Here is a 15,539-nt window from a genome sequence, read left to right as displayed (position 1 = left end):
CCTTGTGGCGGCATCGTTAACAACGCAGATACAGATGCTTTTCAAGTATAGGATGTTTTATCAAATGTAGGTTTGAAACGTCTGTTTAGGGTGTTGTAGGTGTCTGGAGCTCCCTTTCGATCTACGGGCTGGTATTGATCACGCTTTTCTGACCTTCAACTATAATTCAGCAAGTTGTGTCTTTTCCGGTTGTTAAAAAGAATCAGGTGGGAATATGAAGATTATTGCATTTGCAGGGAGTAATCACCGGGCATCAATAAATAAGCAGTTGGTGGAGTACGCGAGCTCTTTTTTAAACGATGCGGATATTGAAGTGCTGGATCTGAATGACTACGAATTACCTTTGTATAGTCAGGATCGGGAACTGGAGATAGGACACCCCGCGCTGGCAAAGAATTTTCTGGCAAAGATCGGGGAGAGTGATGGTGTTCTGATCTCATTTGCGGAACATAATGGCTCATACTCGGCCGCTTATAAAAACCTGTTTGACTGGTGTTCCCGGATTGAGCCTAAGGTATTTCAGAATAAACCGATGGTGCTTCTGTCTACGTCGCCAGGTGCACGCGGTGGGGCAACAGTATTAGCCGCAGCGGTGGCCTCGGCGCCATTTTTTGCCGGTGAGGTAAAAGCCAGCCTGTCTATTCCCAGTTTTTATGACAATTTCGATTCGGACAATAAGCTGTTGAGGCATCCTGAGCTTAATGAACAGTTAAAGGATGCCGTCAGTTATCTTAATCATATGAAGTAGAAAACGCCTCTGAGCAATTCGGGGCGTTTTTATTGTTTCATTTCTTATCCCTTGCCCGTTGTTGTACGAAGCAGACGCCAACCGGGCAGGCGGATGCCCAGGATCAGTGCATTACCTGACAGCACCAACACCAGGCCGGTAAGACTGCTCAGACTCCATTGATAACCTTCAAAGACTGTAGACAGGCTTAGTGCGACGACCGGAAACATAACCGTCGCATAAGCTGCCTTGTTGGCGCCGATGCGGCCTACTAAGGAGAGGTAGGCGGTAAAGCCGATTATGGTGCCAACAATAGCCAGATAAAACAGGCTGCCGAGATAGCGTGGGCTATTGTCCCATACCAGGGGGGTGCCGGTGATCGCCAGTAACACTACAAGAAACAGGGTGCCGTAAATCATTGCATAGGCATTACTGGTCAGAGGCTTCAGACCCTTTTTACTGTGTCGTAGAGAAATCATATTGCCGAGCGAGAACAGATAGGTGCCCAGCATACCCAACCCGATTCCTTTAAGATCGCTGAGTCCGGTATTGCTTTGGCCCGGTTCCGGTTGACTAAGTTGCGGTTGATTAAGTTCCGGCCAGAACATCAGGCTCAGCCCGAAGACTCCGATAACACCTGCGATAAATACCACAGGGGTGGGACGCTCCCCCCAGAAAAGACGACTATTGAAGGCATTAAATAGCGTAGCGGAGGAGAATATCACTGATAACAGGCCGCTTGAGATGGTGAGGCCGGCGCTATAGAAACAGACAAAATTCATTGAGAATAAGCACATACCCTGCAACATCATAAAACCATGATCGTTACGGTTGGTCGTTTGCACCTTTCGGCTCAGGTAGAGTAGTGGCAGCAGCAAAGAGGCGGCGATGGCAAAGCGGTAAAAGACCGAAGCCAGAACCGGGACATCGCCAAGTTGCCAGTGGATAGCGATCCAGGTGGTGCCCCAGATCAGTACAGTATTCAGGTATAGAAATGCGTTCATAATGTTCTCCTGAGGCATATATTACGGTTGCCGCTTTGGCGGAGATATCACGATCTTGCGTTTTTGTTCTGATCTTGCGGTTGACTCAACCTGAGATGAATCATTATGCAGGCGTTGTGCAGCTCAGCGATGCTAGACTAGTCGAATGAATTGTCGAACCTCCTTACAACATGCACCCCGGCATCCGGTCTTGTCAGCAGAGCAACGCGTACTGCTGCCTTCGAGCCGGGTGGATGACACACTGGCGGCTTCCAATGCGGTGCGGCGTAATCTTTGTGAATTACCTGGCGGGGTGAGTTTCTCCCATTGGGCTAATGATTGGGATCGGGTTAGTTATCAGAACCTCAATCATCATACCCTCAGTATTTACCTGCAGGGCGGTGGATCGCAGATTCGACGCAGTGACCTACCGCAGCTAAAAGGGGAACCGGGCAGTGTATGCCTGTTTCCGGTAGGACATGATTCGCAGTGGGAGATCGATAGTCATCTGGAGTTCATACATCTCTATTTTAGTGATGATGCCTTGCGTCAGCTGGCTCTCACCGCACTGGATCTTGATCCGCGTTGTATAGAGTTGCCAGACCTGACCTACGCCAGTGATCCACAGCTGGTTCAGATGCTGCATCGTCAGGTGTTGGTGTTGCAATGGCAGGACAGTAGTGATCGTCTGGCGCTGCAGCAGAGTAGTGAGATGATGTTGCTACATCTGCTTAAGCACTACGTTCACCTCGGATCGGCACCGGAACTGTTTCGCGGAGGGCTGACTCGTGCAGTTCGGGATCGGGTCATTGAATATATGCGCTGTAATTTAGCACAGGCGATTTCACTCGAACAGCTGGCGCTGGTGGCGCAATTGAGCCAGTTCCACTTTAATCGAATGTTCCGTATCAGCATGGCCTGCACCCCGCACCAATATCTAACCCGGCTGCGGATCGAACATGCTAAACAGTTGTTAGAGACTTCAGCCTATAAAGAGCCTTCAGCTGGTGGAAAGCCTTCAGTTAATGAAGAGCATTATCTCTCGCTGGCAACTATCGGACAACTCTGTGGCTTCAGTAACCAGAGTCATTTCGGACGAACCTTCAAACAATATGTCGGTGTGACGCCGGCACAGTATCGTAAGACTTTAGGTTAGCACTGTATCTGAATTTCCTGACATCGTTTGTCAGTCCGGTTGAGTGCTGCTGGTCAGGGGAACAAACCTAACCCCTAGTCGCGACCTGGTATTAATCGAGCCATCCTTCGCTTTATGAACATCCATCAGCTGCTGGCCTATTCCCTGGAAGCCAACCGGAATGATCAGATGGCTCTCCGGTGCTAGCTGGTCGATCAGAGGTTGTGGGATCTCTTCCGGGGCGGCGGTGACGATGATGCCATCATAGGGCGCCTCATCTGCCCAACCAAAGTGACCGTCGGCCTGAATCACCTGCACATTATGGTAGCCCTGTTGTTTGAGTAGACGGTGAGCTCTGTCGGCCAGGGGAGAGATAATCTCCAGGCTGATGACCTGTTTTACTAATAGCGACAGCACTGCGGCCTGATAGCCACTGCCAAAACCGACTTCCAGAATTTTTTGATGGGGCTGCAGTTCCAGAAGATCAGTCATCACCGCGACCATGTAAGGTTGCGAAATGGTTTGCCCATAACCAATCGGTAAAGGGTTATTGTCATAGGCTTCATCCAGTAGACCGGGATCGACAAACAGATGACGGGGAACTCGACGCATCGCATCGATGACCCGGTCTGAAAGCCTGTGCCGACCGATCATATCGGCTGTGTAGCGGACTTCAGTTTCGATATCTTCGATCATCTGTCGCATAGGTATGCCTCGACTGGATCTCCAAAGCTTCACTGCCGGGTTGCTGCATCTTTAATGATAGGTCAGAGAAGCAAGTTACAGAATAGCTATATATGAAGGCGCTCAGCGAGAGGAGAGAATAGTTGTAATGGGGAGGTAATATTTATCACCTTCTGGATAAGCGGCTAAAATTCCTTTGTCAGACCAAGGCGTATATATTCTTGTCGATAACGATAAAGATCCAGGTTGGAATCATGCGAAATAATTCCGGCAATGAAACGCATGGCAAGACCCTGCCATTGCCAGTTTCGGTTAATTAGTTCGAACTCAATCAGTTTTTCTGTGTCATGGCGTTTAACGGCGAAAAATGGATCAATGCCAGCATAGGTAAAGTCGGAGTATTCCAGACTGATTTTTGTAATTAGTCCCCCCGGCCATTCATAAAGATATCTCCCAGATAGTACAGGTGATGTGAATGAATAGGCTTGTTCATCTGCATCGTTTTGTATCATCCCCAGACCCAGTTGCCAGCGGCTTACAGGCGTATCAGCATAAAACCAGTGGGCAGCAATGCTGTGATGTAAACTGGTCATATATGTATAGTCTGGGTAGTTCAGCTGTTTAAGGTCATAGCGTATCCCCCAGTCAGAGCTAACGCTGAGTTTATAAATATCAGAAACAGCTAAAGCCAGTCCATCGTATAAAAATCTGTCATCGTAGCGACTCGTGTGACCACCTGCTTCGGCTGTGAGAGTATGGTTTATAAATCGAAAATGTTTACCGCCCATCAGTTGTAAATAAGACCAGTTCAGCCTGCGGTCCTGAAATCTATTCGCCTCTAATCTGGCTCGGCTATATATTGACGGGTCAGTTGGTACCGGCCATTTTACATCGCCGGTGAAGGCCACTCCCCAAGATTTTCTGGCTTTGGCATTTTCATTCAGTCGATATTCAATGCCGGCAATATTGATGACCTCTGAAGAAGTTGAATGGGTGGGATTACTATCGGATATAAGATCTAAGGAAAAGGTAACCTTCATACTGCGTTCGCGTATATCTCTCAGGAAATTTCGAACATTCCAACTTACCTGTTCTGGCATAGGCGTCGCTAGTACCTGTTTAAAATGATAGCTGGCAGCTTGATAGTCTTTTGCTTTGTATAAGGTGCGAGCCAGCTCCAGGCGTGGCCGTAATAGCGAAGGATCGGAAATAAGCAGTTGCCTGAACTCAGCTGCGGCTGAGTTGTAATCACCCTCCTGATAATAGAGAGCGCCGGATAAGAAAATAATCTGGTTGGGAGGATCAGGTTTTTTTCTGATTGTCCGGATAATGGAGGCTGCCTCTGAAAAACGACCTGCCTCAAACAGTTGAGTTGCCAGACTTAACTGTTCACGAGTCGTTTGTCCGCTTGCCATTACAATAGTGGGAAAGGTCAGTATGAAGGATATAAACAGTAAAGTGAGTATAGTGAATGTGTTGTGAGAGAAAGTATTTTGCGGTGCAACTTCAGGATAGTTTATATCCCTCTGACGTTGATTAACGTTTGGCACCAAAGCCACCTAACATGCTTTCTGAGGCACTACCTCTAAGATCAAACGTTCCGCCTATCTCTTCAGCATTAGAACCATAGAATCGACCTGTAGCTGTACCATCAAGGTAACCGTTTGCTGTACTTAGGGAACCGGAAAATTGATTGCTACCTGAGTTATAAAACAGATTACCGCTAAGATTCAGACCGGGCTCTGAAGTAATATTAAGAGTGTTTTCGTTGATTGTAGTGGTAGCAGAGGTAGTAAAGCTTATGCTTCTTGCAGAGAAACTTGCTTGAGCTGACAGGGTAGAATCAAATAGGTGTGGATTACCATTTATATCTGAGAAAAAGCCAGAGGCTAATCCTGTATAGGTTGCGCTACCGCTTGTTGGAATGCCAGATACAGGTGAGACTCTTCCTAAAGAGGCAACACCCCTATGGTTCGTAATAGTTGTACCTGAAACAGAGGTATCCTGCCAGACACCAAAGGTTTGGTAATTCCAGTTAAGCGATGGGTCTGCCGGATCCGCAAGCACGAAGGTTTGTGAGCTGTCCGGGTTAGATATAAAGAAAGCGTCGCTCGAAATAAATAAACCAACACCGCTATTTAAAAATGTATCGCCACTGCTTTCAGTCCAGGACAGGTTAGCACTAGCTGATTCGACAGTTAATGTATTTAGATCCTTTACCGAGTCGAAACCCAGAGTCACCTCTGTAGTATCAGAATCTAATATTGCCGGAGATACATCGATAACCAGATCTGTGTCTGTATCAAGCGTTACCGTTGCTGCTTGAGAAATTCCTTCAGCAACTATTGTCTGGTCCGCTTTGATAGCAGGAAATGAGGAGAAGGGTAGTGTGGGTTTGGCAAATCCAGCACCGCTACCACCACAGGCAACCAGTGCCAGGCTACTGCTAATAGAGATTAAAATCGCACTGAAATTCTTATATTTCATAACTCCAGCCCTTACCAGAGGCACCAGGTTTATTGCTTTCGCTCACCGTATCACTTGGTTGGCCCGGGGTGACTACAACGAAATAAACTACCGTTCACGTTCAGGGAGTAATGCGATCAGCACTATTGAAAAGGTTAGTAACGATATCCACATAATGAAAGTGGGTATCTGTATAAGGTGCGGCTCACTGTAGAGGAAGCCCCTGTCGTTTAAAGAGAATCTCTGAAAAAATATCGTTCATGGTATTTTTTCGTAGTTGATATTTGTACGAAATAATTCCTTTTTTTCCGGGCTGTCCTAGTATTCAAGCAACAGGCCTTACCCTGAATGGAGAATGAAATGGATAACAGTGATGAAACCGCTGTAATAAGCAGTCCTGAAAAACAAAGTATCTGGTGGCGGGCGCTGTATATGCTGCTATTTGGTGTGCTTTATAGCGTGGCCGAAGTGGTGTTGGTCGTGGTGATAGTATTTCAGTTTATTGCATTGCTGGTGTTCAAGAGCCCTAACGGACGGTTACTGACATTTGGCCAGAGTCTGAGTACCTATATCTATCAAATCTTGTCATTTCTGACCTTTAATAGTGAAAGCCACCCCTATCCATTTGCGCCCTGGCCAAAAGGAGCCCCGGAGGCCGGCGATGAGAATGTCTGAATAGAGTCGTTCTGACTATCGGTGTCATTAGTGCCGTTTTATCCACTGTCAGTATTAACGCGCGTAGCTTTTCTGGTGACTAGTGAGCAACTTTTATCAGGTCACTTAACCCGCTCCAAACCAAGCTGAACTCAGCTAATACCCTTCAATAAAATGCCTTACGAACTCCTTTCGTCGCTTTTGGTATTGGGGTGGTCGTTTCCAGCCCCTTATCCTTTTTGTTGAAAATTTACACTGATCCGAACGCTGGGAAAGTCTCACACGGACTTTTCTGTACGCCGGGTTTATCGCCTGGCAGTGAAAAGAGTAAATGAAAAAGGATAACAATAATGAACGCAGCTGAACTGCACAAAGACGCCATCGTTATCGATGGTCTGATCTGCGCCAAGTGGGAGCGCGCCCTGTTTGAAGATATGGCTAAGGGTGGTCTGACCGCAGCCAACTGTACCGTTGCTTTCTGGGAAAATTTTGAAGGTACTATCCGCAACATCGTAGAGATGAATGAGCTGATCGAAGCGAGCAGCGATCTGTTGTTGAAGGTTCGTACCACTGAAGATATCCACCGTGCTAAGCGTGAAGGTAAGACCGGTGTGATGATGGGCTTCCAGAATGCTAACGCTTTTGAAGATCAGATCGGCTACGTAAAAGTATTTAAAGATCTGGGCGTAGGCATTGTTCAGATGTGCTACAACACCCAGAACCTGGTTGGTACCGGTTGCTATGAGCGCGACGGCGGTCTGTCCGGCTACGGTCGTGAAATTGTTGCCGAAATGAACAAGCATGGCCTGCTGTGTGACCTGTCTCACGTTGGGCCAAATACGGCCAAAGAAGTGATCGACGAATCAAAGCAGCGGGTTGCTTACTCACACTGTCTGCCTTCCGGCCTGAAAGAACATCCCCGTAATCGTTCTGATGAAGAGCTTAAATATATCGCTGATAACGGCGGCTTCGTTGGTGTCACTATGTTTACGCCATTCCTGAAGGCCGGTGTGAATGCGACAGTCGATGATTACGTTGAAGCGATCCGTTATGTCTACAACATCGTTGGTGAAGATGCGATCGGTATCGGTACCGACTTCACTCAGGGCCACGGTCACGACTTCTTCGAATACCTGACCCACGATAAGGGCTACGCCCGTCGTCTGACCCGCTTTGGCGAGATCATCAACCCTAAAGGTATCCGTACCGTCGGTGAGTTCCCGAACCTGACTGAAGCATTGCTGCGCGATGGTTTCTCTGAGAGCCAGGTGCGCAAGATTATGGGTGATAACTGGGTCGACCTTCTTCGCGACGTCTGGGGCTCGTAAAGCTACTGCGCTTGATGATACGGCGTTATCAGGCCGGTTCGCGATGCTCACTTAGTGTACTAAGCTCCGCTCGCTCACCGTCCAGATGCCTTGTCTCATCGGCGCTCGTTACGCTTTAAAAAGTAGATATTTGAATAGTAGTTGTTAGTAAAAATAAAAAGATTTTGAGGTAAAGAATCATGGGTGTACATGCGCCAGAAATGCCAATCGAAGTAAATGATGAAACCGGAGTATGGACCACGGATGCACTGCCAATGCTGTATGTGCCGCGTCACTTCTTTGTTAACAACCACATGGGTATTGAAGAAGAGATCGGTGCTGATCGTTATGCCGATATTCTGTACAAGGCGGGTTATAAGTCTGCTCATTACTGGTGTGAAAAAGAAGCAGCTGAGCACGGTTTCTCCGGTGCTGAAGTATGGCACCACTACATGAAGCGTCTGTCACAGCGTGGCTGGGGTTTCTTTGTCACTGAAGAGCTGGATCTGGAAGCGGGTACCGCCAAAGTACGCCTGGAAAATTCTGCCTTCGTTTATCAGTACGGCAAAGTTAATCGTAAAGTTGATTACATGTTCACCGGCTGGTTTGCCGGCGCTATGGATCAGATCGCTGAAAGTCTGGGCTATGAAGTTCGCACTAAGGCGGAACAGACCCAGTGTGCAGCGGAAGATGGACACGACGTGGGCTATTTCGAAGTAACCCCGCTTTAAAAGGCTGTTGAAAACTACTGCGCTTGGCTATAGGGCGTTAAAAGCCAGCTTAATATGCTCACTTACAGCTGTAAGCTCCGCTATTTCGCTGACTTTTGCCTACTCTAGCCTGCGCTCGTAACGTTTTCATTCATCTTTTAGTTTTGAAAAAAGACAAGAGTTTAAGCCTAAGGGCTTTTTTGAATAATAAATAAAACTGGCACTAGCTGAGGATTTAAAGCGTTACGAGCGAAGAACTGACAAGGCGTAAATCAAGGGGGAAGCGGAGCTTAGTGCGCTAAGTGAGCATTTCACATTGATTTACAACGCAGTCAGAACGAGCGCAGTAGCTTGAAACCGCAGCGACCAGATATTAAAGAGACAGGGGTACTATTATGTCCCAGTTTGACGTTCTGTTTGAACCATTAAAGATTAACAATCTGACTATCCGTAACCGTATCGTCAGTACCGCTCACGCCGAGGTTTATGCAACCGATGGTGGTATGACAACTGACCGTTACGTGAAGTATTACGAAGAGAAGGCCAAAGGTGGTTGTGGTCTGTCTATCTGTGGTGGTTCCAGTGTGGTGTCTATCGATAGCCCGCAGAGCTGGTGGAGCTCCGTCAACCTGTCGACTGATCGTATTATCCCGCATTTCCAGAATCTTGCCGATGCTGTACACAAGCACGGCGGCAAGATCATGATTCAGATTACCCACATGGGGCGTCGCTCCCGCTGGGATGGTGGTGAATGGCCTAACCTGATGTCTCCATCAGGTATCCGTGAGCCGGTTCACCGCGCTACTTGTAAAACCATTGAAGAAGAAGAGATCTGGCGTGTAATCGGCGATTTCGCACAAGCGGCCCGCCGCGCTAAAGAAGGTGGTCTGGACGGTGTTGAACTGTCTGCAGTACACCAGCACATGATCGACCAGTTCTGGTCGCCACGGGTTAACAAACGTACTGACCAGTGGGGCGGTAGTTTGGAAAACCGTATGCGCTTCGGTCTGGAAGTACTGAAAGCGGTACGTGCTGAAGTCGGTCGTGACTTCGTTGTGGGTATCCGTATGTGTGGCGATGAGTTCCATCCGGACGGTTTGAGCCATGACGACCTGAAACAGATTGCCAAGTACTACAACGATACCGGTCTGCTGGATTTCTTCGGCGTGGTGGGTTCCGGCTGTGATACGCACAACACCCTGGCGAACGTTATTCCTAACATGAGTTACCCGCCAGAGCCGTTCCTGCATCTTGCTGCGGGTATTAAGGAAGTGGTTGATGTACCTGTAATCCATGCACAGAACATCAAAGATCCGAACCAGGCTAAGCGTATTGTTGAAGCCGGTTATGTCGACTTTGTTGGTATGACCCGTGCGCATATTGCCGATCCGCATCTGATCGCTAAGATCAAGATGGATCAGGTTGATCAGATCCGTCAGTGTGTTGGTGCTAACTATTGTATCGACCGTCAGTACATGGGTCTGGATGTTTTGTGTATCCAGAACGCAGCGACCTCCCGCGAGCATAAAGGGATGCCGCATATTATTGAAAAAACCACCGGCGTTAAACGTAAGGTCGTGATTGTTGGTGGTGGCCCTGGTGGTATGGAGGCGGCGCGTGTTGCTGCCGAGCGTGGTCACGATGTAACGCTGCTTGAAAAAGCAGAAGAGCTGGGTGGTCAGATCACTATTGCTGCAAAAGCACCGCAACGTGACCAGATGGCGGGTATCACCCGTTGGCTGGCGATGGAAATTGAACGTCTGGGTGTTGATCTGCGACTGGGTACTGATGCCAATGCCGATGTTATTCGCGATCTGAAACCGGATGTTTGTATTCTGGCAACCGGTGGTCGTCCGTTTGTTGATCAGAACCCTGAATGGGGTGCTGAAGAAGGTCTGAGCGTATCCACCTGGGATATTCTGAACGGTAAAGTTGAGCCGGGTAAGAATGTTCTGATCTACGACACTATCTGTGAGTTCTCCGGTATGTCAGCAGCTGATTACCTGGCATCCAAAGGTTCGATGGTTGAGCTGGTAACCGACGATATCAAGCCTGGTGTAGGCATCGGTGGTACTACCTTCCCGACTTACTACCGCAACCTGTATGAGAAAGAGGTGATCATGACCTCTGACATGATTCTGGAGAAAGTCTACCGTGAAGGCGAAAGCCTGGTGGCGGTACTTGAGAACGAATACACCGGCCAGCGCGAAGAGCGGGTAGTGGATCAGATTGTGATCGAGAACGGTATCCGTCCTAACGAAGAGCTGTATTACGAGCTGAAGTCAGAGTCTCGCAATAAGGGCCAGATCGACAACGAAGCATTGTTTGAGTCTGCTGCTCAGCCGGTACTCTCTGAGTCAGGAGACGGCATGATTCTGTGGCGTCTGGGTGATTGTGTGTCGCAGCGGAATACTCATGCTGCAATCTATGACGCTCTTAGATTGTGTAAGGATTTGTAATTCTGTCTGAGCTATTGCGCTTGAAATAGCGGTGTTAAAAATCAACGGCTGGTGCTCACATAGCGCTGCTATGCTCCGCTCATCCGTTGATTTTTGCCTTGCTCTTTCTGCGCTCATTACGCTCATGGCAATAACTATTTGCGCCTGTTGTAAGACAGGGCATTAAGAATAACAGGGCAGGTATAACTGTCCGTACTCCTGCTAAAAGAGGAGAGAGTATGTCTTTTGAATGGTTACATCCTGTCCTGATTGCAACCGCGTTGGTGCTGGCTGCCGTTGGTGCTGTACGCCGGGTTAATCTATGGCGTGCCGGGCAAGCTGATCAGATCAATCTGATCGCTGGTCTGATGGCGATGCCGGGTCGTTATCTGCATGATCTGCACGATATCGTTGAGCGCGATAAATATATGTCCAAGACCCATGCCGCAACCGGTGGTGGTTTTGTTCTCTCTGCGGTATTGATCATCCTGGTACATATGCTGGGTATCAATAGCCAGATCCTGGCCTGGGCGCTGATGGCTTCACTGGTGCTGATGTTTGTCGGTGCGTTGTTCGTATTTAAGCGTCGACTGGATCCTCCGAGTCGTATCTCTAAAGGCCCGTGGATGCGGTTGCCTAAGAGTCTGTTGTCTTTTGCCGGTGCTTTCTTTGTCTTAACCCTGCCTGCCGCTGGTGTGCTGCCCGAAGGTACAGGTGGTGTGTTACTGACATTGTTCCTGACTGCTCTGATTATCTGGGGTATGGGAGAACTGTTCTTCGGTATGACCTGGGGAGGGCCGATGAAGCACGCGTTTGCAGGCGCTCTCCACCTTGCTTTCCATCGTCGTCAGGAGCGTTTCGGTGGTGGTCGCTCTACCGGGCTGAAGCCGGTTGATCTGAGCGTTGCTGCGGACCAGGGCAGTGTACTGGGTGTTGCTAAACCGACTGACTTTAAATGGACGCAGTTGCTGGGCTTTGATGCCTGCGTACAGTGCGGTAAGTGTGAGGCGATGTGCCCTGCATTTGCAGCGGGTCAGCCGCTCAACCCGAAAAAACTGATTCAGGATATGGTGGTCGGTCTGGCGGGCGGTAGCGATGCCAAATTCGCCGGTAGTGCATATCCGGGCAAAGAGATAGGTAACGCCAAAGGTGGTCCGAACCAGATTATCACTGAAGGCCTGATTGATCCCGAAACACTGTGGTCATGTACTACCTGTCGTGCCTGTGTCGAAGAGTGTCCGATGATGATCGAGCACGTGGACGCTGTTGTTGATATGCGCCGCTATCTGACCATGGAAAAGGGCAGTACTCCGAATAAGGGGGCTGAGGTACTGGATAACATTATCGCTACCGATAACCCGAACGGTTATGCGCCAGCGAGCCGGACTAACTGGGCTGCGGATCAGAATCTGAATGTGCTGAGTGATGTTAAAGAAACTGAAGTTCTATTCTGGGTCTCCGATGGTGCTTTTGATATGCGCAGCCAGCGTATCCTGCGTTCATTCGTGAAGCTGTTAAAAGCTGCTGATGTTGATTTCGCAGTACTGGGTGATGAAGAACTGGACTGTGGTGATGTTGCTCGTCGTTTAGGTGATGATGCGACCTTTCAGAGCCTGGCGAAACGTAATCTGGAAACCATGGCGAAGTATAAGTTTAAGCGTATTGTGACCACGGATCCTCATGCATACCACTGTCTGCGAAATGAATATAACGACCTGGGTTTCGATGGGTTGAAGGATGTTGAAGTACTACATCACACGACTTATCTGAATGAGCTGGTTCAACAGGGCAAACTGAAGCTGGATAACCTAAGCGCAGGCACTGTGACTTATCATGATCCATGCTATCTGGGTCGCTATAACGGTGAATACGAAGCGCCACGTGAATTATTACGTTCACTGGGTGTTGAGATAGCAGAAATGGAGCGCTCCGGTTTCCGGTCCCGTTGCTGTGGTGGCGGTGGTGGTGCCCCTATTACCGATATTCCCGGTGAGCGTCGTATCGCTGATATGCGGATGGAAGATGTAAACACCACCGGGGCTGAACTGGTAGCGGTTGGTTGTCAGCAATGTACTGCGATGCTGGAAGGTGTGGTTGAGCCGCGTCCAGAAGTGAAAGATATTGCTGAGATTCTAGCCGGTCAGCTGATCGAGGAGATGCATTAATGTCAGAACTCTTCAGAAGAGATCCCCGGGCTGAGTGGGGTTTTGTTCACGTCGTAACCGGTGCATTTGAAGTGAAAGATATAGCTCTGATTACGGCAGCAGGCCAGTTAATTGAGGAGGTTCACTGATGAGCGATATCATTAGAAGAGATCCCCGGACTGAATGGATCGCCCGTAACCGTCTGCATCCGTTGCACGGTACTGTTTCCGTTAGTGACGAGGTTGAGGTACGTGGGCCGTCCGGCCTGCTGCGTAAGAACCCGCATAAGGTTGGTTTCATTGGGCCAAACGGCATCAAGCGAATCGATCGTCTGAAAGGCAATGCGGCAGCATCAGGTAAAGGACGTAAGGGTGGAGCTGCAGCTGAAGTCCAGTTGCCGTTGCATCAGGTTGAAAATCCAGATTTCTACATTGTAGTAGTGCCGGATATGGTGGGTGGTCGTCTGACCGGCCACGATAAAGATATGATTGGGCAAGCACATAAGCTGATCAATGGTCTGCAAAGCAGTTCAGATGAGAAGGGTGCTGTACTGGCAGTTTGCTTCGGTGAAAGCAAAGAAGAAGGCTTCGATACAGCAGGTGTTGATCGTCTGCTACTGCTTAATGGAGATGAGTACCAGGGTTACTGTCCTGAGCAGCAACTAGCTGCGTTGGTTCAGGTTGAAAATACCTACCAGCCGAAGCACTGGTTGTTCCCTGATAGCGTCAATGGCGGTGCAGATTTAGGTTCTCGCCTGGCGGCACGTATTAATGAGCGGCCTGCGGTACAGGCATGGCTGGTGGACAACAGCACTACCCTGAGTCGGGGTGCTGGTGGAACAACTGACATTACCCGTGGGACTCCGCGTCTGCTGATGCTGGCGGAAGAGTGTGCCGAGCCGATTGATGAAACCCGCCATGAGGCATTGGATATTGAGTTGGAGCATATTCCAACGGTGATTGCACAGCTACAGGATCAGGGCCAGGTAGCAGTTGATCCAAATGCGATTCCACTGGGCGAAGCTGAGTTTATTCTGTCTGCCGGTAATGGTATCCATAACTGGGATCAGTTCCACGCTACAGCGACAGCATTAGGTGCAACTGAAGGTGCCAGCCGGGTAGCGGTGGACGATGGCTTTATGCCGCGTTTCCGTCAGGTCGGTGCTACGGGTACCTGGGTAACAGCCCGGGTTTATCTGGCGGTGGGTATCTCCGGTGCGATCCAGCATATGCAGGGTATCGGTCAGTGCGACAAGATTATCGCTATTAATACGGATGCCGGTTGTGACATGGTCAAAGGTGCTGCACTTAGCACCATCGGTGACAGTGAAGAGATTCTTGCTGAATTGAATAAACTGGCGGAAAACTTCCGTCAGCAGCAGGCTGATGGGAGTGACCAGGATGCAGCATAAGCAAACAGAGCAGCGTTTTGCCAACGATCTGAATATTGTTTCCCTGATTTCGGTGGGTAAGCATCCTCAGTCGGGTCGTGAGCGCCGTGCTGAACAGGATGGCCGTGCTGTGGAGTTGGGCATGAGCCTGAATGCAGAGAACCTTACAGTGCTTCATGCCGGTGACCCGCAACAGAATGCATTGCGTAGCTATGCCGGTATGGGCCTGAATTCAATTCGGGTGCTGGAGATGGATCCTGCAGCTGATGCGATTGCGCCTTTGAGTAGCTACCTTAAACAACATAGTCCGGATATTGTGCTGGCCGGCGTACGCGCCGAAAGTGGCGAGTCATCCGGTATGGTGCCTTATCAACTGGCAGAACAGTTAGGCTGGCCACTGGTATCACGTATTGCTGATATCATCTCTGTTGAAGGGGGCGTTGCTGAAATTCTGCAGGCACTACCAAGAGGCCAGCGTCGTGCTCTTAAAGTACGGTTGCCGTTTGTCGCCAGCGTTGATAATGCCGCGCAGGAAGCGCGTCAAAGTGCTTTTGGTCCTGCCAGTCGTGCGGCACTGGATCTGCAATCAACACAGAGTACAACCGATGTTATTCGTGATGAGTGGAGCGAAGCGCCTGCTCGCAAACGCCCGAAGCGCTTGAAAAAGGTTAAAGCTACGACCGCAGCGGAACGATTTAAAGCGGCAACTGCCAAAGCTCAGAGTGATGGCGGTAAAGTGATGAAAAATGAGCCAGCGGCCGAGCAGGCTCAGGCGATTTTTGATCTGTTGTTAGAAGAAGGTGTGTTGCGTTAATCTTACTCATCTGAGCTATGCCTCTGAGATTTGCAGATGCGGCCTTTTTTACCAATAAAAAAGTCGCATCTGCGCATACCTTTCTTT

The 15,539-nt window shown here is 49.2% G+C and carries 14 protein-coding genes; 10 read left to right on the top strand and 4 right to left on the bottom strand.

What is annotated here, in order from left to right:
- Positions 1–214: 214 nt before the first annotated feature.
- On the top strand, positions 215–748 hold the full coding sequence (locus EHS89_RS02935) for an NADPH-dependent FMN reductase (RefSeq protein WP_124924601.1): 534 nt from the start codon (positions 215–217) through the stop codon (positions 746–748).
- Between the two features lie 44 nt (positions 749–792).
- On the opposite strand, the gene EHS89_RS02930 is transcribed toward EHS89_RS02935, so the two are convergent.
- A complete protein-coding gene (locus EHS89_RS02930) occupies positions 793–1,731 on the bottom strand; it encodes a DMT family transporter (protein WP_124924600.1) in 939 nt (312 codons plus the stop codon).
- Positions 1,732–1,876: 145 nt separating this feature from the next.
- On the opposite strand from EHS89_RS02930, the gene EHS89_RS02925 reads away from it, so the two are divergent.
- Complete coding sequence (locus EHS89_RS02925; RefSeq protein ID WP_124924599.1) at positions 1,877–2,866, top strand: AraC family transcriptional regulator; 990 nt, start codon at positions 1,877–1,879, stop codon at positions 2,864–2,866.
- A 30-nt stretch (positions 2,867–2,896) separates the two neighbouring features.
- Here EHS89_RS02925 and EHS89_RS02920 read toward each other — a convergent pair whose 3' ends face one another.
- The 3 genes from EHS89_RS02920 to EHS89_RS02910 all read right to left on the bottom strand — a co-directional run bounded on the left by EHS89_RS02920 (position 2,897) and on the right by EHS89_RS02910 (position 6,016).
- The gene (locus tag EHS89_RS02920; protein WP_124924598.1) at positions 2,897–3,550 is read right to left on the bottom strand and encodes a protein-L-isoaspartate(D-aspartate) O-methyltransferase; all 654 of its coding nucleotides are present in this window, start codon (positions 3,548–3,550) and stop codon (positions 2,897–2,899) included.
- A 164-nt stretch (positions 3,551–3,714) separates the two neighbouring features.
- The gene (locus EHS89_RS02915) at positions 3,715–5,079 is read right to left on the bottom strand and encodes a surface lipoprotein assembly modifier (protein ID WP_124924597.1); all 1,365 of its coding nucleotides are present in this window, start codon (positions 5,077–5,079) and stop codon (positions 3,715–3,717) included.
- Positions 5,066–6,016 (bottom strand): transferrin-binding protein-like solute binding protein, encoded by a 951-nt coding sequence (locus EHS89_RS02910; protein ID WP_124924596.1) that lies wholly within the window; start codon positions 6,014–6,016, stop codon positions 5,066–5,068. The genes EHS89_RS02915 and EHS89_RS02910 overlap by 14 nt, the downstream gene beginning before the upstream one ends.
- A 339-nt stretch (positions 6,017–6,355) precedes the next feature.
- Here EHS89_RS02910 and EHS89_RS02905 point away from each other — a divergent pair, with 339 nt between their 5' ends.
- From EHS89_RS02905 to etfB, 8 genes are all read left to right on the top strand, one after another.
- Positions 6,356–6,670 carry a DUF4389 domain-containing protein gene (locus EHS89_RS02905; RefSeq protein ID WP_124924595.1) on the top strand — a complete coding sequence of 105 codons (315 nt, stop codon included), beginning with the start codon at positions 6,356–6,358 and terminating at the stop codon, positions 6,668–6,670.
- A 329-nt stretch (positions 6,671–6,999) separates the two neighbouring features.
- A complete protein-coding gene (locus EHS89_RS02900; RefSeq protein ID WP_124924594.1) occupies positions 7,000–7,977 on the top strand; it encodes a dipeptidase in 978 nt (325 codons plus the stop codon).
- Positions 7,978–8,156: 179 nt separating this feature from the next.
- Entirely contained in the window at positions 8,157–8,687 is a 531-nt protein-coding gene (locus EHS89_RS02895) for a 4-vinyl reductase (protein ID WP_124924593.1), read from the top strand.
- A gap of 374 nt (positions 8,688–9,061) precedes the next feature.
- Positions 9,062–11,125 carry a dimethylglycine demethylation protein DgcA gene (gene dgcA, locus EHS89_RS02890; RefSeq protein WP_124924592.1) on the top strand — a complete coding sequence of 688 codons (2,064 nt, stop codon included), beginning with the start codon at positions 9,062–9,064 and terminating at the stop codon, positions 11,123–11,125.
- Between the two features lie 218 nt (positions 11,126–11,343).
- A complete protein-coding gene (locus EHS89_RS02885; protein WP_124924591.1) occupies positions 11,344–13,269 on the top strand; it encodes a (Fe-S)-binding protein in 1,926 nt (641 codons plus the stop codon).
- Positions 13,269–13,397, top strand: a complete 129-nt coding sequence (locus tag EHS89_RS21450) for a hypothetical protein (protein ID WP_268239384.1) — start codon at positions 13,269–13,271, stop codon at positions 13,395–13,397. The genes EHS89_RS02885 and EHS89_RS21450 overlap by 1 nt, the downstream gene beginning before the upstream one ends.
- Positions 13,397–14,659, top strand: coding sequence for an electron transfer flavoprotein subunit alpha (gene etfA, locus EHS89_RS02880; RefSeq protein ID WP_124924590.1), 1,263 nt, complete (start codon positions 13,397–13,399; stop codon positions 14,657–14,659). The genes EHS89_RS21450 and etfA overlap by 1 nt, the downstream gene beginning before the upstream one ends.
- The gene (gene etfB, locus EHS89_RS02875) at positions 14,649–15,452 is read left to right on the top strand and encodes an electron transfer flavoprotein subunit beta (protein ID WP_124924589.1); all 804 of its coding nucleotides are present in this window, start codon (positions 14,649–14,651) and stop codon (positions 15,450–15,452) included. The genes etfA and etfB overlap by 11 nt, the downstream gene beginning before the upstream one ends.
- Positions 15,453–15,539 lie beyond the last annotated feature (87 nt).

The sequence above is a fragment of the Amphritea balenae genome (assembly GCF_003858655.1).
In the GTDB taxonomy this organism is placed as follows: Bacteria; Pseudomonadota; Gammaproteobacteria; order Pseudomonadales; family Balneatricaceae; genus Amphritea; species Amphritea balenae.
This window is presented reverse-complemented; position numbering and strand designations above follow the sequence as displayed.

Excerpts from the sequence above, each read along its gene's own strand:
- EHS89_RS02935 (WP_124924601.1), top strand. The coding sequence starts at position 215 with ATGAAGATTATTGCATTTGCAGGGAGTAATCACCGGGCATCAATAAAT.
- EHS89_RS02930 (WP_124924600.1), bottom strand. The coding sequence starts at position 1,731 with ATGAACGCATTTCTATACCTGAATACTGTACTGATCTGGGGCACCACC.
- EHS89_RS02925 (WP_124924599.1), top strand. The coding sequence starts at position 1,877 with ATGAATTGTCGAACCTCCTTACAACATGCACCCCGGCATCCGGTCTTG.
- EHS89_RS02920 (WP_124924598.1), bottom strand. The coding sequence starts at position 3,550 with ATGCGACAGATGATCGAAGATATCGAAACTGAAGTCCGCTACACAGCC.
- EHS89_RS02910 (WP_124924596.1), bottom strand. The coding sequence starts at position 6,016 with ATGAAATATAAGAATTTCAGTGCGATTTTAATCTCTATTAGCAGTAGC.
- EHS89_RS02905 (WP_124924595.1), top strand. The coding sequence starts at position 6,356 with ATGGATAACAGTGATGAAACCGCTGTAATAAGCAGTCCTGAAAAACAA.
- EHS89_RS02900 (WP_124924594.1), top strand. The coding sequence starts at position 7,000 with ATGAACGCAGCTGAACTGCACAAAGACGCCATCGTTATCGATGGTCTG.
- EHS89_RS02895 (WP_124924593.1), top strand. The coding sequence starts at position 8,157 with ATGGGTGTACATGCGCCAGAAATGCCAATCGAAGTAAATGATGAAACC.
- dgcA (WP_124924592.1), top strand. The coding sequence starts at position 9,062 with ATGTCCCAGTTTGACGTTCTGTTTGAACCATTAAAGATTAACAATCTG.
- EHS89_RS02885 (WP_124924591.1), top strand. The coding sequence starts at position 11,344 with ATGTCTTTTGAATGGTTACATCCTGTCCTGATTGCAACCGCGTTGGTG.
- EHS89_RS21450 (WP_268239384.1), top strand. The coding sequence starts at position 13,269 with ATGTCAGAACTCTTCAGAAGAGATCCCCGGGCTGAGTGGGGTTTTGTT.
- etfA (WP_124924590.1), top strand. The coding sequence starts at position 13,397 with ATGAGCGATATCATTAGAAGAGATCCCCGGACTGAATGGATCGCCCGT.
- etfB (WP_124924589.1), top strand. The coding sequence starts at position 14,649 with ATGCAGCATAAGCAAACAGAGCAGCGTTTTGCCAACGATCTGAATATT.